This is a genomic window from Priestia sp. SIMBA_032 (genome assembly GCF_046535215.1).
Classification (GTDB): domain Bacteria; phylum Bacillota; class Bacilli; order Bacillales; family Bacillaceae_H; genus Priestia; species Priestia aryabhattai.
Map to the genome: position 1 here is coordinate 66,471 of NZ_JAWRXD010000001.1, position 16,812 is coordinate 83,282.

Consider the following 16,812-nt stretch of genomic DNA (forward strand, 5'->3'; position numbering starts at 1 on the left):
AAAAAAATAATTTGAGTTTAATAATTAAGTTTGAAAGCATTTAATTAGACCGAAATTTTGCTTGGTAACCTTACACTATTTTTTAATATACCAATGCTAGGAATTTCAATTTCAATCTGATCACCTTCTAATAATGTAAAGTCATTTGGTGGTACAATACATGTGCCAGTTAATAATACGGTGCCATCAAAAATTTCATTATCACGTACTAAGAACGAAACCAATTCTTCAAATTTTCTTTTTAATTGACGTGTACTAGCTGTTCCCTCTACTGCAAGGTTTCCATGACGATAAATACGGCATATGATATCAAAGTCATATGGATCTTTTACGGATTCGGTGAGGAGAATGGCTGGTCCAATGGAACAAGAATGCTTCCACATTTTTGCCTGTGGTAGATAAAGAGGATTTTCTCCCTCAATATCACGGCAGCTCATATCATTTCCAATTGTATAACCAAGGATTTCACCTTCCTGACTAATAATCAAACCTAGTTCTGGTTCAGGGATTTGCCATTTAGAGTCACTACGAATATAAACTTCCTGATTGGGTCCAACTGTGCGAGCAGCTGTAGATTTAAAGAAAATTTCTGGACGTTCTGCGTCATATACTTTGTCGTAAAATGTGGTAGCGTCTAATTTTCCATCTGTAGCTTCATAGTTTCGAGCATCGCGGCTACGTTCGTAAGTAACTCCGGAAGCCCATACTTCTTGAGCAATAATAGGTACAAGTAATGAAAGTTCTTCAATAGATTGGGGGATAGACTTAGACTTAGAAATCATATTTTGAACAAAAGAAAGAGGAGAGATCTTTTGTGCGTTCGCTTGATGAATTAGTTCTATAAACCCTTCCTGCTCAAGAGGGTAAACTGTTTCTTCCGATGTAAGGGCTGCCAAAACAGGTTTTGAATCTTCACTTAAATATCGAATAATACGCATATAAATAACCTCCATTTGTTTTATAATATAAAACTCAGTTTTTTAATATAGACAAAAGAGAAGGGAACCTCTTTATTAAATCGGTATCCCATACCCCATCTTCTCTGATAATTCGGAAGCTGCTTGTTTCAGTTGTTGAACAAAGATTCCTAACTGAATGTCATCTACTCCTGCGATAAGTGTCGAAAGACTTATAGCGGCAATAACCTTATTTTCGTGATTTCTAATAGGTGCTGCAATGCAACGGACACCAGGTTCATTCTCTTGATTATCGACGGCATAACCCTGACTTTGAACTTTTTCAAGTTCCTGCAAAAATTCAATTTCATTTGTAATGGTGAATTCGGTTTGCTCAGTATACTCATACCCAGATAAAATTTTCTCTAGTTCATCCTTTTCTTTAAAAGCAATCAAAGCTTTTCCTACTGCAGAACAGTGAAGTGGAATTCTTTTTCCTATTCGAGAATAAAGAATAACAGCCATAGGACCTTCAACTTTATCAATATACGTTCCTTCTTTACCATCTAAGATGACTAAATGTGTAGTTTGTCCTGTTTTTGCTGATAAATCCATCAGATATTTTTTAGCTAATTGTCTAATATCTAAAGACTGAATAACATAGTTTCCTCTTTCAAAAAGTTTCATCCCTAGTCCATACTTTCCATTCTCGAGGTTCTGATGAATGTAGCCACGTTGTTGAAGCGTTTTCAATAATGAATGAACAGTGCTTTTGTGAAGACCAATTTGATCACTTATATCTGTTATTTTCAATTCTGTCGTATGTTCATCAAATAGGTCAAGGATACGAAGGGCGCGATCTACTGATTGAATAATAGGCATGGAGGTTCACCCTTTTGTTTTATATTATAAAACTTGTTTTTATTATTACAAACAATTTTATAATATAACTATAATACTAATTATTCTGAAAAGTCAACTAATTTTTTATTCAAATGTAGAAGACTATATTACAAGTCATGATTTTTGAGGATTGATTATAATCAATCCTTTTCCTTCATAATCATATCTTATTCCTGTTTTAAAACTTACTCAAAATCTATGTATCATAAATGTGCGTTTTTGGTGTACTTGAAAAAGATCGTTTTTTGTCAAACAGGATTTATATATTAGGAAGTAAAAAGAGCAAGCTCTCTAGCATGGGAGTTTGCTTTTCACAATTATAGCGAGTGTACGTTTGCATGAGTAAAAATGAACATTAAACTTAGTCTTAAAACAGTTTTACATGGGGGGATTCACCAAACCTCTCTTAAAAAAACACCTATTTTCAATGAATAATTGAAACCGAAAAACCTTCTACTCTGTTAGGTAGAAGGTCATTCGTGTGATTGAAATGTTAGTGTATCGTCTGTAAGAAAGGTAACAAATTTATTGATTGCCAATAAGTTTATTATTTAAACGAAAGTGGAAGAATACAAGTAAATTTGAGTAACATCATTTATTTGAGAGCCAGGCTTCCATACCACAGATAAATTAAAGTCCTTGACCTACTTTAACTTTATTTTCACCTGTACTCCTATAAGCCCATATGATAACCGGAATTAATATCAAAGATAGAATTCCTCCACTTAATGATAAAACGGCATAACTTGATTGAGCCACAACTATTCCTGATAAAGCTCCTCCTGAAGCTCCTGCTAAAGCAATTAAAACGTCTATAGTACCTTGTATTTTCGCACGTGTTAATGGTTCTGTAGCATCCACTATTTGAGCTGTACCGCTAATTAACCCTAAGTTCCATCCTAATCCAAGCAACGATAGAGCAACCACTAGAAGAACCATTGAATCACTCGGTGCTATAGCTGCTACCAGACCAGCTAAAAGAAGGGTAATTCCTGAAGCAATTGTCATCGCCGTTCGTCCAATTTTATCAATTAAGAACCCTGTAAATAGTGAAGGAAGATACATGGAACCAATATGAAAGCCAATTACAACCCCTACTTCAGTTAGCCCGTGGCCATGATGTCTCATGTGCACAGGCGTCATGGTCATTATAGCAACCATTACAATTTGAGTAAGGACCATAACTGTGGCCCCAACAGCCACTCCTTTTTTGTTCGTTGATTGCTGAGTATTTGTTAAATTTTTTTGAGCGTTACGTTCTTGTTTATTCTCTTCTATTGCTCTTGCAATCAGTAACGGATCCGGACGCAGCATAATATAAAATACAAGACCAGCTACTATATATGCAGCTGCTGCTAAAATGAAAGGGCCTGCAAGTGCTGGGACACCAATAGAAAGAGCAAAATTCCCCATCACATCAACTAAATTCGGGCCTGCAACGGCTCCAAATGTAGTGAAAACCATGGCCATACTAACAGCGGTCCCCCGTTGTTTTGCTTTGGCTAAATCTGTTCCTGCATAACGCGCTTGTAGATTAGTAGCTGTTCCTGATCCATAAACGAGGAGCGAAAAAAAAAGAAGAAAAATACTATTAAGAATGGCAGAAAAAATAACACCAATCGCTCCAACTCCCCCTAAAATAAAACCCGTCGTAAGTCCTGCACGACGCCCTTTTTTTTGAGAAAGCTTTCCTACTAACCAAGCAGCTCCTGCAGATCCTAAAGTAAATAGAGCCGTCGGTACTCCTGCATAGGCATCTGTACCAAGCATTTGTTGTGCAATAAGTGCACCGACAGTGACTCCTGCCGCCAATCCTGCACCGCCAAAGATTTGAGAAACACTTACAACAAATAAGGTGCGTTTATATAAAGCTTTTTGTTTCTCTGGTGAATTAACATATTCTTGTAAACAAGTTGATTGGTTGTCTAGAGCTTTTACATGATCCTCGTGTACCATCATAACCTTCCTTTCAGAAAACTCATTCTATTTTTGAAAATATTCTCACTAGATTTGGATTATCATAACATGCATAAAAAAACCATACAATATTATAATTGTATGGCAAACAATATTATAAATAGTCGTTAAGTAAACGTTTAAGGATAATCAATCCTTGCTCAAGCTCTCCAATCGTTTTTGGTGCACAGACAGCGATCCTTACAGCTCTTTCTGGACAACTGTTTCCCACTACAAAGCGTTCTGCTGCATACACTTGTACGCCCTGCTGCGCAGCTAATGTTTCAAATTCAGCACCTGTAGTCTTTTCTGGTAATAGTAACCAACGAAATATACCAGTTTCCATACCTAAACAGGTGTAATTTTCCAAGTGTTGATTTACAATTCGATTTCTGAGGATAGCTTGTTCACGATGATTCTCTACTAAGGATTCAAATTGATTTGACACAATATTACGTGCTGTTAGCTCTGCTAATAATGGTGAAACTGATATATTTAAATTATAAAGAGCCTTTGAAATAGGCTCTTTAAATCGACTAGGTGCTGCTACATATGCTAGTCGTAACCCTGGTGCTATTGATTTTGATAAACTTGCAATATAGATGACTTGTTCTGGTGCATATGATGCCACTGCTGGCATTGGTCGCTCATGATGGAGATGATACGTTGCATCTTCAATAATAAATTGGTTATATTTTTTTGCAATCACGGCAAGCCTTTCTCGGTTTTTAACGGACATACAGCAAGCAGTTGGATTATGATAGTCGGGTATCAAGTAAATGCCTTTAATATTGTCATTTTTACATGCATATTCAAAAGCAGTTGGACTCATTTCATAATTCTTTGATTTTATCGGTACTAATTGTACACTAAGCATAGCTGCAACCGTTTTTAAACCTGGATAAGTGTGATGATCAACACCAATGCGATCTCCAGGCTGACAAAGACTCGCTAGTATTGCAGCAATTGCATTTTGTCCTCCATTGGCAAATAAAATATGATCAACTGTTGTTTTGAATCCACCTCTTCTCATCAACTTTACAGCTGCATCTTTTTGCCAAAGACTTTCACCTGGCCTCCCGTAACTAAACCACTTTTCGTAATCAGTCTCTTGTAGCATATCTTTTAGCTGAAGGAGAAGCGGCTCGTATGAATCATCGTCTGGCAGTGTCGCACCCATTTCAATTAAGTGGCTAGGCTTTATATCTTCCAGTAAATACGCATTCGATAACGCATCATACGATACGAATGTACCGCTTCCAACAGTAGCACTTAATAAACCCTTTAGCTCGCACACTTTAAATGCTTTTGAAATCGTACTCAAATTTAAATCTAAATAATCGGCTAGCTCTCTCTGTGGAGGAAGTTTCGTTCCAGGTAATAAAACTCCCTTGATAATATCCTGTTCCAATTGGCCTGCAATGGCTTGGTAAATAGGCTTTCTTGTTTTATCAACAGATGGTTTCCAGCTCATCGGATAATTTTCAAACGAATTAATTGGCATAGTACCCATCCTTTTTTCACACAATTATATACTTGTACTGTTTATATCACAATTATCATTATTAATAATTTTCAAGAATCTATGGTTTTTGAGACTTGATTATGATCAATTATTTTAACCATTAAATACAATTGCTCATACTTTTCTACACCTTTTTTTCATGTTTCTAAGCCTCTTGTGACTACTACGAAGAAACATTTTTGTCCTACTGCTAAGAGTTAATAGAGGAGAAACACATGCTGAAGGTACCAACTCACGCATGTGAAATATCTTAACCTTATCCTAGAGCAGGATCATCAGGGGATGATGTTTTTAGAAGCTATCTCCTATTCAATAAAGGAGTCTTTTGTAAAGAGGAAGTCCGTTCTTTCTTAAACTTTTTGACCCTAAGAGGGCTTAATAAAAATCTATTTTTCAGTCTAACTACTGATGAATCTATACAAATTTTTACCTACTGTTTTAGATAAACGTTTACATTTTAACTTGGGTTCCTTTTATTTATTTCTTTTTTTCCATTTTATAACCTGGATGTTAACGCCATGGTCTTCTTGAGATGATATGGTGAATTCGTCCATTAATTTTTTCACCCCTGATAAACCAACGCCTAACCCTCCTGACGTTGTATAGCCACTTTCTAGCGCTTTTTGAATATTTTTAATGCCTGGTCCTTTATCTATAGCTATTATTTTGAGTCCTATTTCAGGTTTTTTCTCTATTATTTCCATTGTAATTTTTCCGGTAGTGGCATATTTATATATATTTCTGGATAATTCTGAAATAGCCGTAATAATTCGGGCCTGATCAAGTGCGCTGAAGCCTAAGCAGTTAGAAAACATTCGCCCTTTCTGACGCGCTTCTACTATATCCACTTCCGTGTGTATCTCAACAGTTAAAAGTTCCTTTCCTTCATCCGATTGAAATAGCATAATTATCACCACTTTCTTTATTTTAATAGTAGTAAAAAAACAATAGGCCAAAAAGAAAGGTTATATAACCTTTCTTTTTGGCCTACATCTAGTTCAGTGCCTAGCTTATCAATGCCGTTATGAAGTTGGGTTTAAAATCAGAAGAATTGTACTTTTATCTTTATGAAAGTCCCATGCTACTAGTATATCTGTTACCTTTGAATCTAAAATTACTTCTAACGATTGACTATGTTCATGAAGTAGCCTTTTTTCGAGATTTCTTTTAGCCAAAGTAAGGTTTTCTTCAAATCCTAATTGAACTAGTTCTTTCTCTATAGTTACCATAATACCTTCCCTGATTATAAGAAGTGTTCTCTGATCTAATAGATAAGAAGAAACATTGTGAGGGAACTTTTCTGCTTTTTGAGTTACTTCCTCAACTTCTTTATGCAGCAATTTCTGATTTTTATAGGAATGATTAGCTATGTTTTCTTTATCCGAATGGATCATGATAAACATCCCAGACTGCAGCTCTAAATTCCAATCATAATAAAATTCTTCAATATCTAAATGTATATTTAATTGTATATATCCTTTTATCTCTTCAATTAGAGTCTCCATTAACAAATCACGTGTTTTTTGAACATAGATAACTTGTCCCTTGTCTAACAAAGTCTTTTCTAAAGGTAATAAAAAGGCTTTAAAATAAACGGTTATAAAAGGAGGAGAAATGACGGTGAATACACCTCCAGGACCTCTTCCAAAGTTTTCACGAAGTAACCTTCCCATATAGCTACTTAATTCTTTTTCCAGTTTCGTTTTATCCATAGATGGTGCACCTAGTTTCTAGTTTCATAAGGTATACTATTCGTGATGTTTTATGAAAAATCCTTCTTCCTCATAAGATCATTTTCGGCAATAAGAATTCACTTTTTATAAAGTGTAAACGAGGCATACTAGTATAACTTTAATAGATTGGTTTCTGTTTAGCTTTGTATTTCCTGTGTTTAAAGATTCTTCTTTTATTTAAAATTCCAATTTTACTTCCATAGATAATGGTACTTAAAAGTAGTATATCCTTGCTAATTTCTTCTTTGTATAATTCATTGTCATACTTTTGGTAATCCTGTAACAATTGATGAAGCTCTTTCATAAACAATACAATCTCATGATTATCAGCCATCCCGACCAAATCCTTTCTGTTGGCACATCCTATTTTTAGGTGCTGTTTTAGGGGATTATTCCGTTACAAAAGGACTTACTCTTTTTAGACAACAAAAATAAGCCGAAAAAGAAAAGGTATGTCCTTTGCTTCCTCGGCTTATGTTTGGCACAGTGTGTCCAATTCATTACTGCCTCATTAATTTTTTGGTTTTAAGATAAGTGTAATAATACTATTATCCCTTTCAAAATCCCAATCTACAAAAATATCAAGAATGTCCGCATTTAATATCTCATCATAGTCATCGTTTTGTCGTAAGATTCCTTTTTCCAAAGGACGTTTAGAGATGCGTAAGGTGTCATCAAAACCTAACGAAATTAGCTGCTTTTCAATAGCCACCAGTATTCCCTCGCGTACGATGACCAATGTACGATCGCTTAATTTATATGAAGAAATTTTTTCAGGTCCTTTTTGGGCAATCTCACTCATCTTTATAATTCGATCATGAATTGCTTGTTTTCCTGGGTAAGGGTCCCCCTCAGTCAAATCGGCTTTCAAATCGTCCAGACACACTCCCACAAAAATTCCGGAGTGGTGATCTAAGTTCCAATCATAATATAAGTGCTGTATGTCGAGGTCTGTAATCCCTTTAATTTGCCCGGTGATTTGAGGTTCAAGAGTCTTTACCAACAGCTCTCTTGTAGTCATAACCTGAAGTTCTTCATTTTGGTTTAATAGTACTTGCTCCATAGGTGATACGAAGCCACTGACATAAATAACAACATAAGGTTCATATATCGTAACATGAACAGCCTCAGGGCCTTTTCCAAAGTTATCTCGTAACAATTTGCCCACATTATTCGCCAGCTTTGTTTGCTGAGCCTTAATATCCATATTTCTTCATCCTTTATTAAGAAAGAAGCATCATATCTTCTTTCCATCATTTTATTGTACCACTACGAACGAATAATTTAAATATACAGAATAAATAAAAAATTTGTTACCTTATGTTTAACCTAATTATAAACGTTCAAAACCTCTTCTTTCTATTGCTTGGGAAGTATTTTGAATGTCACTGGAAAATACGAATCCGTTAGATTCGTATTGCTGTTTTCAATAAAGAAATTTATTATAAGATGATGAATGAAATTTTTTTATTCAGGCGGGACAGATAACGAATTTTTTAATTTCTTAGTAGAAATCTATATATTTTTAGAGCGAGGACAATTGTTTGTAAAAGAGAATTAAACTTTGGAAACGTGCAAAAAAGCCAAAGCTTTCTTAAAAAAGCACTTGGCTGCTTACTTATTTCTTGCTTTACTTAAATAAAAACCTACTAATCATTTAACAGACCTTTATCAAGAAAGAAGGCCGTCCTCCCTGGCTGCTTTCTTAATAACCCTATCTATTTAAGAGAGTAGCAGCACCGTTAGTATATCCGCTTTTGAAGGATTCCCTCATGAATGAACCGAAGCTATTTTGTTATAAATTTTTCAGCCTTCTCCCTTTAGCTGTAACAATTTCTTATTTAATTGAGGAGTGTACATAACCAAGAACCCTGATCGCCCGATAGTATAGATGATAAAAGCCAGCCATAGGCCATGATTATGCCAGATAGGAGTTGCGGTAATCTGTATAATGATATAGACAATCATCGCGTAAATCATAGAGTTTCGAACGGGAGCAATTTCAGTTGCTCCTGTAAAAACCCCATAAAGGACAAGGCCAAAACAAGCAACAAAGGGATAGATGATAAGCCATACTCCATACGTAAGTGAAAGTTCGATCACATCAGGCAAATTTGTAAATAGCCCAATAACCTGCTCTTGAAAAAGTGCATATAAACTGGCTATAGTAACTGCTGTTATTACCGACCACTGTCTAGATAAAGTAAGTATTTTTTTATATAGCTCTTTATCATTTGAACCTACTGCTTTACCAACAAGAATACTGGAAGCATTAGCAAATCCGTCAAAGAAATAAGCCATTATGTAGTGGATTTGAAATAATACAGCATTTGCAGCTAGAAACTCTGTGCCAAACGAAGCACCTTTTGCTGTGAACATATTAATAACGACCAGTAAACAAATAGTACGAATAAACAAATCCTTGTTAACATTAAACATCCTCTTCATAGAATTTGTATCCATAAGTACCTGAATTGATGGCATTTTCCATTTAAACGGAGATGCTTTCAAAATGATGAATACTCCTAATATGAAGGCTGTAACTTCAGCAATCAAGGTTGCTGTAGCGACTCCTTGTACATCAAAAGAAAAAACATGAACGAAAAGAATAGCTAAAAACATATTCAAAACATTTGTAAGTATCTGTAAACATAGAGATTCTTTAATCTTAGCCATTCCCATTAACCAACCAAGAATCACATAGTTCATCAGCGTAAAAGGTGCTCCCCATATTCTAATCCTAAAATATTCTATTGCAAACCTACTTACATCAGCATCAGGAGAAATTACTAAGAGAGCCGCATGTTCAATCGGCCATTGTAAAAGAATAAAAAGCAGCCCTACTATTACAGCTAATAAAAATGGCCGGGATAAAGCAAGTACTCCCTGATCTGGATCACTTGCCCCATTTGCTTGTGCGGCAAAGGCGGATGTACTAACTCTTAAAAAGCCAAATACCCAATATAACGTATTAAAAATAAGAGTTCCTACCGCAACCCCTCCAATATAAGCTGGAGCTGGAAGTTGCCCTACAACAGCAGTATCAACCGCACCTAATAAAGGCGTGGTCATCGTTGAGATTGTCAGGGGAATCGCCAAAGTAAGATACGTACGATGATTCATCCAACCGGCCTCCTTCTATCATTTTGAGTTAAACACAAAAGCAATAGCCTCGATTACGTGGATGAAATCGAGGCCTTTAAATACATGGGTATACCTTTAAATTAGATATGATTATTCCTTGCTCTAATTGAACGAAAACGCGGATGCTCTGCAAGTATAGAACCCCTCATCTCTTTTACCACAGGATTTTTTGAAGTAAAGAACTGATTTTTCGAATTATAGTATTCGATTAATTCTCCTTTTTCTAATACACCTAATGTATCGCTAATCATATAAGCAGCTTTGATATCATGTGTAATAAAAAAATACGATAGACCAAAGTCTTCTTTTAACTCCTTTAATAGTTCTAAAATGAGAGTTTGCGTAACCATGTCTAGACTGCTTACAGATTCGTCTAAGACAATGAGCTTTGGCTTAAGAGAGACTGCCCTTGCAATATTGATCCTTTGCAGCTGACCGCCGCTAAATTGATGCGGATATTTTTTTAAGTCTTTTTCATCAAGCCCTACTCTTTCTAATAACTCAATCACGGTTCGTTTTTGTTCAGCCAATGTTAATTTTTCATAGTTTTCTAACGGTTCTGCGATAATACGTTCAGCCGTCATTCGGGGATTGACTGCTGAGTACGAATCTTGAAAAACAACTTGAAGATCACGCCGAATTTTTTGGCGAGTATATTTATCTACAGTATAGATGTCATGTCCTTGAAAGAGAACTTGTCCATGCTGTGGCTTTTCCAAGCCGAGAATTACTTTTCCTAAAGTACTTTTACCGGCACCGCTCGTACCAAGCATTCCTAAGCATGTCCCTTCTTCAATAGAGAAGGAGATATCAGAAAGTACTTTCTTAGAACGATTTTGCCATTTGAAAAACGTTCGGTTTCCGTAGCTATGAGTGACTTCATTTACTTGTAATAAACTCACTTGTTCACCTCTTATAAAATGCTTTTTACATATCAAATTAAGTTGTTCACAGGTTCTTCTAAAGATAATGCTGGTCGTGCATTTAGCAGTTTTTTTGTATACTCATGCGTTGGTGAATCAAATAGCTGAAATACACCCGCTTTTTCTACTATTTTCCCATGTTGCATAACGGCTACTTCATCTGCCATTTCAGAGATAACTCCTAGGTCGTGAGAGATTAATAAAATTGCTGAACCATATTCAGAACGAATTTTATCTAAATGATGTAGTACATTCTTCTGATTGTTTACATCTAACGCGGTTGTCGGTTCATCTGCAATAATAATAGCTGGATGCAGGCTTGCGGCAATAGCAATCATTAATCGTTGAAGCATACCCCCACTCAGTTGAAAAGGATAGTATTTCAAAAGCTTGTCAGGGTCAGGTAAATTCACTTGTTTCATTGACTCAACGGCAAGCTCTGTTGCCTGTTTTTTATTCCAATGCGTATGAGAGCGAATAGTCTCAATAAATTGGTGTCCAATAGTAAAAACTGGCGTAAAAGCATTCATCGGGTTTTGCATAATAAAGGCTATATCCTTTCCACGAATCTTACGCATTTCTTTCTCAGCTAAACCATTTAATTCTTGGCCTTTTAGCGTTATACTCCCTTCAATTGTTGTTTCCTTACGATTGAGGAGCTGGAGAATAGACATGCTTGTAACGGTTTTACCACAACCGCTTTCACCAATAAGACCAAGAATTTCCCCAGGCTTCAGTTCAAAATTTATATCTTGAACAAGAGTTGCAACACCATTTTTTGTTTTTATTTGAACACGTAAATCTCTAACTTGTAACACTTTTGACTCTTCTGTTCCCAACTTTCTTCATTCCTTTTTAAAATCGACGTTTGACACCGTAACGTTCTGATAACGCTTCGCCTAATAGATTGAATGTAACAATAACAAGCATAATAGACAAACCTGGATAAAGCATCAGTTCTGGATTCGTCCGAATATATGATTTTCCTTCGTGAATCATTGCTCCCCATTCAGGTGTAGGAGACTGGACTCCTAATCCCAGAAAAGACATAGCAGATATATCCATGATAGCCCATCCCATTTCCAACGTACCCATTACAACAAGCGGAGGTAACACATTGGGGATAATATGATTTTTAATGATCTTCCATTGAGAAGAACCGCTGATCTTCGCAGCGGAGATGAAGTTCTGTTCTTTCAAACTAAGGACCATTCCTCGGAACATTCTAGCGTAATAAACCCATTGTACAAGCATCAGCGCTAAGATTACTTGTGACAGTCCAGGTCCAAATATACCAACCAATCCTAGTACAAGAATAAGGCTTGGAAAAGCCATAACACCATCGCAAAATCTCATTAAAATATGATCAATCCAGCCGCCTTTATAACCTGAAAACGTTCCAATAATTAAACCAATTGCTAACGATGAAATGAAAATAAGTATCGCAAAACCTAATGAGATGCGTGCCCCGTATAAAATACGTGACAAGTTACATCTTCCTAAATGATCCGTTCCCAATGGAAAATCCCAGCTTGGAGGCTGCAATTTATAAGCTAAATTGACGGCAATGGGATTATTTGGTGTAATCCAAGGGGCCAATATGGCGATGATAAAAAGAATACCTAATATTGTTGAACATATGGAAATTACTTTTTGACTTTTAAATATCGTACGTATACTTGTTATCATCGATGCTGTCCTTCTTTCCTGGAAATACGCGGGTCTATATACATTTGAACTATATCTACAATTAAATTACTCAAAATGAACAAACTGGCTGCTATTAGCACGTAGCATTGTATAACAGGTATATCACGATTAAAAATAGCTTCAATGAAATAACGCCCAAATCCAGGCCAAGAAAAAACCGATTCAACGATAATTGTGCCCGTAAGCAATTTCCCAAGATTCATTCCAAGCCCAGTTATCATTGGGGAAATAGCAATTCTCAGCACATGTTTTGTCATAATCGTTTTTTCTTTAAGTCCTCTAGTTCGAGCAAATAGCACATATGGTTGTTGCAAGTTTTCAAGAACACTGGCACGTAATAATCTTGTATACATTGCTATTAAAGGAAGAGCTAGCGTAATCGAAGGCAGTACAAGATGCTGCCATGTCCCAATTCCCTCAACTGGAAAAAGGTTAAGCTTAACAGAAAAGAAAAAAACCAATATATAGCCCAGCCAAAAAGTTGGAATAGACGCACCAAAAAAGGAGAGTAAACGGCTAAAATGATCAATAACGCTGCCTTTCTTTACTCCTGCGAGAAACCCAAGAGGCACGCTGACAAACACCGCTATTAATATACTCGCTATGGCTAGTTGGATGGTCGCTGGTATTCGATATATGACTTCATCCCAAACGGGCTTATTCGAAACATAAGATATGCCAAAATCAAGTTGGCATACCTTCATAATAGAGTTTGCATATTGAATAAAGAATGGTTGGTCTAAACCAAACTCATGTCTTTTTTGAGTTAAAATCTCATCAGTCGGTTGGATATGTGCTGCTGTTAAATAAGCTTCAGCTGGATCCACCGGTGAAAGATGAATCATTCCAGTCGTGAGAAGTGCAGCCAAAAGAAAAACTGGAATGATGGACATAATTCGTTTCAGTATATAGTTGCCCATGAAAACCTCCTGCTAGTTACTGTTTGATGCTAATTCCTGTGAATGGATTCTCGTCACGATTAGCAGGGAAATTAAAATTCGTTACATTCTTTTGATAAATGGCTGTTTTCTTCATATATGAAATAGGAATAATAGCTCCTTGGTCTTGTATTGACTTTAAAATAGACGAATAGAGCTGTTGGCGCTCTTTTTCATCTGTTGTTTGAGGAACCTTCGCCATTTGTTTAATTAATTCATCTTTATTTGGGTATGCTGAAATAGCTTCATTAAACCCATACCCTTTTGATGAGACAATGTTTAAAAATGTATGAGGATCATAAGGTGCACCAAAATTACTATAGAAATTAATATCAAATTTATTATCTTTAAATCTTTGAACTTGGTCTGGTAGTTCAACTCCCTCAATGTTTAATTTCACACCAATTGCTGCCCATTCAGATTGAAGGGTTTCGGCCATTGCTTTTTGAATTGATTCTGCTGAATCATACATTAGGTCAATTTCAAGTAACTTTCCATCCTTTTCACGAACTGTTTTTCCTTTAGGGAGTTTCCATCCTGCTTTGTCTAATAATGCCTTTGCTTTTTCTACATTATATTTTACCAACTTCACATCAATATCTTTCGTGTAAGGTAAATTTGTAGGTAAGATATGGTCTGCTTTTTCTTCTAAACCTGAAGTCACTCCTTTAACCAACGCTTCTTTGTTAAAACCATAATGAAGGGCTTGCCTTACACGTTCATCTGAAAGCTGTTCTGTTTTTGTATTCATAACAAGCTGTCTTGTGGCAATTGGTTCAGAAACCCTAGTTTCATATTTCCCAGTAGACTTTAATTGCTTAAATGTGTCTAGACTGACAACTCCTTCTCCATAAATCATGTCTAAATCACCTTTTTCAAATGCGAGTACTCTCGTTTCTGCATCTGGAATAACTTTCACTTTGATTTTTTCTACTTTTGGAATCTCTCCCCAATAATTTTCATTTCGTTTATAAATAGCATATTCGTCTGCTTTATACTTTTCTAAAATCCATGGACCTGTACCTACCGGTTTAACGATACCTTTTGAAGTATCACCATCTTTAGGAAAACCAGCTTCCCCCAAGAAACGAACTGGTCGAACCACAGCTAGCTCTTGAATTGTTGGGTAATATGGTTCAGTCAATGTTAATTTAAAAGTATTTTTATCCACTACTTCTGTCTGAGCTATTTTTGTAATGAAACCCAACCAACTATGTAATTCTTCATTATTCAAAATAGTGTCAAAATTCTTTTTAACAATTTCTGCATTAAAATCTGTTCTATCGGAAAATTTTACACCTTCGCGCAAATGAAACGTGTATACTTTACCATCTTCAGAAATTTCCCATGACTTAGCTAGATTTGGTTTTATCTTACCGCCGGCTTGATAGCTTACTAATGGTTCATACACCATAGATTGAGCAAATAATTGTGAAGGGTTGTAGACATGTGGATTCATTTCCCCTACATCTCTCGGCCAAGCAATCGTAAGCATATTATCATGACTGCCTTTCGATGTTGATTCCCCATTATTATTATTTGAACAACCAACTAATAATGTTGACAAAATTAAAATAAACACAAATGTTAACTTAATTTTCAGACTAATTTCCCTCTTAGACATAACGGTGTCTCCTCCTACTTGATGCTGATAATCGTTTTCAATTGTAAGCAGGATTCGCATTCTTGTCAATGTAATATTGAAAACTTTATTTTCAATATTGTTATCTATCTGTGAAAGTAACTTTTCCGGACGGAATGCTTGCCCTTTTTAAAGAAAAAGCCCTTGAGATTTAAGAAAAAATCAAAAGACTTGAGTATTTAAAAATTGTTTTACAAACCAAAGTAACGTTGACTGAACAACTATTGTTAACATGTTAACGAGATAAAAAGCTGCCTCGGAGCGTCAGTAGAGGCAGCTTTTTATAAAACTAGATATGAAATGTGTGTTAGTAAGTAAATTACAACATATTTTTTCATAAAAGCGATTTATTATAAGGATAAGCATAAGCATATGTATAAAAGCTGCCTAATTCGTAATTGGAGCCTTTCTTAAATCCCCTGTTTTCAAGGGATTCTTTTTTGTTCATATTCCCAAAAAGGGATTTAGGTAACAAAAAATGTAATATATTACTTTTCTCTGCTAATCACGTACTTTTTCTTGAGTATAAATCAGCTCTTAAAATCATCTAATCTAGTGAAAAATTCCTGAAGGAAATCATAAAATAACTTTTCCGTTGGAAGTAGTGCTCGTTCCTTTGGGGTAATAACGCCTACAGTCCTTGTTACGCTTGGTTCAACCAATGGTATTTTAACTGTTGAGCGTGGCAAGCTATCGACTAGCGTGACTTCTGGCATGAGTGTTACACCTAAACCAGCAGAAACTAACCCTTTCAACGCATCAATATCATCCCCCTCGAAGGCAACATTTGGTGTGAAGCCAAGATTCTGACAAGCATTCACAACAATATCTCGAAAGACAAACCCCTCAGGTAATAAAACAAACGGTTCATCTACTAGTTCTTGAAGTTTTACGGAGGATTCTTTTGCAAGGCGGTGGTGAATTGGCAAAAGAGCCACAATATTTTCCGTAAATAAAACTTTTTGTTGAAGTTTTTTTTCTTTGAGAGGAAGTGGACCTATCAGACCAAGATTAAAATCGCCTTTAATCACACCTTCAATTAATTCCTGGTAAAGCGCTTGTTTTAACTGAAATTTTGCTTCCGGATAGCGCAATCTAAATGCATAGATTACAGTTGGTAATGTATACGCTGCTAAACTTATCGGAAAAGTAATGCGTATTGTTCCTTTTTCAGGATCTAAATATTCCTTAACCTCACGTCTCGCATCGTCTATCACATTCATGGCATGTTTCATTCGTTCAAAAAATATTTTTCCAATTGGCGTTAAATGTACCCTCCTTCCTTCTCTGATAAACAAATCAACTTCTAATTCATTTTCTAAATTTACTATTTGTCGACTTACGGAGGATTGTGCTACATGTAAAGAATGGGCGGCTTCAGTTACGTGTTCGCGTGTAGCAACCTCCATAAAATAACGGATTTGTCTAAAGTCCATTTTATA

At 35.8% G+C, this 16,812-nt stretch carries 15 protein-coding genes; all 15 read right to left on the reverse strand.

All coding sequences use genetic code 11. The features are described from left to right. Positions 1–44: 44 nt before the first annotated feature. Complete coding sequence (locus SB717_RS00300; RefSeq protein ID WP_410902943.1) at positions 45–938, reverse strand: fumarylacetoacetate hydrolase family protein; 894 nt, start codon at positions 936–938, stop codon at positions 45–47. A 75-nt stretch (positions 939–1,013) separates the two neighbouring features. After that, positions 1,014–1,778 carry an IclR family transcriptional regulator gene (locus SB717_RS00305; RefSeq protein WP_144646374.1) on the reverse strand — a complete coding sequence of 255 codons (765 nt, stop codon included), beginning with the start codon at positions 1,776–1,778 and terminating at the stop codon, positions 1,014–1,016. Positions 1,779–2,429: 651 nt separating this feature from the next. Further along, the gene (locus SB717_RS00310; protein ID WP_410902944.1) at positions 2,430–3,758 is read right to left on the reverse strand and encodes an MFS transporter; all 1,329 of its coding nucleotides are present in this window, start codon (positions 3,756–3,758) and stop codon (positions 2,430–2,432) included. 112 nt (positions 3,759–3,870) lie between these two features. Beyond that, the gene (locus SB717_RS00315; protein ID WP_410902945.1) at positions 3,871–5,259 is read right to left on the reverse strand and encodes an aminotransferase-like domain-containing protein; all 1,389 of its coding nucleotides are present in this window, start codon (positions 5,257–5,259) and stop codon (positions 3,871–3,873) included. A 494-nt stretch (positions 5,260–5,753) separates the two neighbouring features. Continuing rightward, positions 5,754–6,185 (reverse strand): anti-sigma regulatory factor, encoded by a 432-nt coding sequence (locus SB717_RS00320; RefSeq protein ID WP_410902946.1) that lies wholly within the window; start codon positions 6,183–6,185, stop codon positions 5,754–5,756. Positions 6,186–6,302: 117 nt separating this feature from the next. Further along, a complete protein-coding gene (locus SB717_RS00325; RefSeq protein ID WP_095379984.1) occupies positions 6,303–6,992 on the reverse strand; it encodes a Na-translocating system protein MpsC family protein in 690 nt (229 codons plus the stop codon). A 139-nt stretch (positions 6,993–7,131) separates the two neighbouring features. Continuing rightward, positions 7,132–7,347, reverse strand: coding sequence for a hypothetical protein (locus SB717_RS00330; protein ID WP_410902947.1), 216 nt, complete (start codon positions 7,345–7,347; stop codon positions 7,132–7,134). Positions 7,348–7,524: 177 nt separating this feature from the next. Continuing rightward, positions 7,525–8,220, reverse strand: a complete 696-nt coding sequence (locus tag SB717_RS00335) for a Na-translocating system protein MpsC family protein (RefSeq protein WP_410902948.1) — start codon at positions 8,218–8,220, stop codon at positions 7,525–7,527. A gap of 599 nt (positions 8,221–8,819) precedes the next feature. Next, complete coding sequence (locus SB717_RS00340) at positions 8,820–10,136, reverse strand: MATE family efflux transporter (RefSeq protein WP_410902949.1); 1,317 nt, start codon at positions 10,134–10,136, stop codon at positions 8,820–8,822. Positions 10,137–10,237: 101 nt separating this feature from the next. After that, positions 10,238–11,059, reverse strand: a complete 822-nt coding sequence (gene nikE, locus SB717_RS00345) for a nickel import ATP-binding protein NikE (protein ID WP_013082617.1) — start codon at positions 11,057–11,059, stop codon at positions 10,238–10,240. Positions 11,060–11,091: 32 nt separating this feature from the next. Further along, entirely contained in the window at positions 11,092–11,919 is an 828-nt protein-coding gene (gene nikD / locus SB717_RS00350) for a nickel import ATP-binding protein NikD (protein WP_074683004.1), read from the reverse strand. Between the two features lie 16 nt (positions 11,920–11,935). Further along, entirely contained in the window at positions 11,936–12,769 is an 834-nt protein-coding gene (gene nikC, locus SB717_RS00355; RefSeq protein ID WP_410902950.1) for a nickel ABC transporter permease subunit NikC, read from the reverse strand. After that, positions 12,766–13,710, reverse strand: a complete 945-nt coding sequence (gene nikB / locus SB717_RS00360; RefSeq protein WP_410902951.1) for a nickel ABC transporter permease subunit NikB — start codon at positions 13,708–13,710, stop codon at positions 12,766–12,768. Before nikB ends, nikC begins: the two co-directional genes overlap by 4 nt. A 16-nt stretch (positions 13,711–13,726) precedes the next feature. Then, complete coding sequence (gene nikA, locus SB717_RS00365) at positions 13,727–15,352, reverse strand: nickel ABC transporter substrate-binding protein (RefSeq protein WP_410902952.1); 1,626 nt, start codon at positions 15,350–15,352, stop codon at positions 13,727–13,729. Positions 15,353–15,900: 548 nt separating this feature from the next. Next, on the reverse strand, positions 15,901–16,806 hold the full coding sequence (gene gltC, locus SB717_RS00370) for a glutamate biosynthesis transcriptional regulator GltC (protein ID WP_074683008.1): 906 nt from the start codon (positions 16,804–16,806) through the stop codon (positions 15,901–15,903). Between the last annotated feature and the right edge of the window lie 6 nt (positions 16,807–16,812).